General features: G+C 75.5%; 3 protein-coding genes. All 3 read right to left on the bottom strand.

Going from position 1 to position 2,255, the window contains the following annotated elements; genetic code table 11:
• Nucleotides 1–303: hypothetical protein (locus AX737_RS04660; RefSeq protein WP_066919363.1), on the bottom strand; the 303-nt coding region annotated here is incomplete at its 3' end.
• A gap of 84 nt (nucleotides 304–387) precedes the next feature.
• Nucleotides 388–693, bottom strand: coding sequence for a hypothetical protein (locus tag AX737_RS04655; RefSeq protein ID WP_156453528.1), 306 nt, complete (start codon nucleotides 691–693; stop codon nucleotides 388–390).
• A 20-nt stretch (nucleotides 694–713) separates the two neighbouring features.
• The gene (locus tag AX737_RS04650; protein WP_066919359.1) at nucleotides 714–2,063 is read right to left on the bottom strand and encodes an MFS transporter; all 1,350 of its coding nucleotides are present in this window, start codon (nucleotides 2,061–2,063) and stop codon (nucleotides 714–716) included.
• Nucleotides 2,064–2,255: the final 192 nt, after the last annotated feature.

Below are 2,255 nucleotides of genomic sequence, written 5' to 3'. Positions count from 1 at the left end.
GTCCTCGCCCACGATCTCCAGGGTGCGCAGCACCGCCATGCCGACCATCTCGGCATCGACCGCCCCCTCCGACGTCGCCGGCATCACGGCGACCGCCTCGACCACGTCGCCGGCCTCGGCGCCGAGCACGACCCGGAGCACGGGCCCCTCGGTCGCCTCGGCGTCCTCGACCAGGCCGACGCGGTAGCCGCCGGCATGGCCGAGCAGGCGCAGCGTCCGCACCGCGTCGGGCGCGGGCGGGCCGGATCGCGCGTCGGAGCGAGGGCTGCGGCTGCCGAAGGTCGGGCGGATGACGTTGTCCATGCCCCGCTTGTAGCGCGAAAGCCGCGCCCGCGCGCGGCCCTCGCCCGCACGGCGGTGCGGATCCCGCCCCCGGGGTTCGCGGCGTCAGCGCGTCTGCGTCCAGGGCGTGGCGGAGGTCGTCAGGATCTCGGCGCCCGGATCGGAGTCGAGATCCGCCACCGTGCCGTCCGCGTCCGGATCCATCCGGTCGAGGACGAAGGCCGCGGCCATCACGGCGGCGGCGACGAAGAGGTAGAGGGAGGCGGAGATCAGGATCCGCCGCAGCAGGTCACGAGACAGGGTCCGGCCCTCGCGCGTTGGGAACGCGCCCGTCTCGCACCCATCCTGGGCCATGTCGTGGCGGGCGGACTCGTGGCGGGAGGACTCGTGGCGGGCGAACCACCGGGCCACAGGAGGCCCCCCCGCACCGCTCACCGGGCCCCGCGGTCGGCGAGGAGGTCGCGCCCGCGCGTCTCCGGCAGCATCAGGGCGGCCAGCGTGCCGGCCACGCTGAAGGCCGCGAGGTAGTAGGCCGGGGCGAGCCGGTCGCCGCTGGCGGCGATCAGCCAGTTCACCACGTAGTTCGTGCTGCCGCCGAAGATCGAGACCGAGAGCGCGTAGACGATCGACAGCCCGGCGCTGCGCACCGCCCGCGGCAGCGCTTCCGGGATGGCCACGATGATCGCCGCCGCGTTGATCGAGGAGAGCGCGGAGAGCAGGAAGGTCACGGCGTAGACGCTCGTCGCCGTGCCGGCGCGCGCCATCCACCAGAAGGCCGGCACGGCGAGCACCAGGATGGCGACCCGCGGCCAGACCATCACCGGGCGCCGGCCGATCCGGTCCGCGAGCCAGCCGCCGAGCAGCGGGAAGGCGACCGAGGCGAGGCCGAGCGCGATCGGCACGGCGCTCGCGGCGGTCTCGGTCAGCCCCAGCGTCGCGCCCGCATAGACCGGCATGTTGGTGCCCACCGCGTTCGAGACGGTCGAGGCCGCGATCACCACGAAGGTGAGGGCGAGGAGCCGGCCGTGCCCGACCACGAGCCGCCGCACCACCCCGAGCACGCTGTCGGCCGCCGCCGGGTCGGCCTCGGCGCCGGCCGTCTCCGGCAGGTGGCTGCGGATGACGAGGCCGACCGGGATCACCGCGAGACCGAGGCCGAACATCAGGCGCCAGCCCCACTCGGCCATGGCCCGGTCGCCGACCGCGAGGGCGAGGCCCGTGGCGACGAGGCCCGCGAGCAGGGCGGCGCAGCCCTGGCTGGCGATCTGCCAGCTCGCCACGAAGCCGCGGCGGCGCGGGGAGGCGGCCTCGAGCAGGAAGGCGGTGGCGGGTCCGACCTCGCCGCCGAGCGCAAGCCCCTGGATCAGCCGGCCGGCGATCACGATCACGTGGGCCCAGCCGCCGATCTGCGCGTAGGTCGGGCAGGCGGCCAGCATCAGCATGCCGAGCGCCATCAGCCCGATGGTGATCAGCATGGCGGGCTTGCGGCCCGCCCGGTCCGCGAAGGCGCCGATCAGCACGCCGCCGATCGGCCGCATTACGTAGCCGGCCCCGAACAGGGCGAGCGAGGCGAGCAGGCTGTGGGTCGGGTCCTGGGCCGGGAAGAAGGCCTCGCCGATCGCCTTGGCGAAGAAGGCGTAGACGGTGAAGTCGTAGAACTCGAGCGCGTTGCCGAGCACCACCGCCGCCACGGCCTTGCGGCCCAGCACGGGCGGCGGCGTGCGGGGCACGCCGCGCCGGGGAGCGGTGGAGGGCGCGTGGGTCGCCGCGGTCGAGGCCATCCGGATCCTTCAATCGTTCCGGCGGGCTTTGTAGGGCCGCGGACGGGGGCGAACAGCCCGGCCCGACGCGGGCCAGGGCCGCGCGCCCGGAGCCGCGCTGCGGGGAGGGGACAGCCCGCCCCCTCGCGATCCGCGCGCCCGCCCGCTACAAGCGGGCAGGGGCCGCGACGGACAGCCGACACGCTCATGCCG

Source organism: Methylobacterium sp. CCH5-D2 (assembly GCF_001556475.1).
GTDB classification, from domain to species: domain Bacteria; phylum Pseudomonadota; class Alphaproteobacteria; order Rhizobiales; family Beijerinckiaceae; genus Methylobacterium; species Methylobacterium hispanicum.
This window is presented reverse-complemented; position numbering and strand designations above follow the sequence as displayed.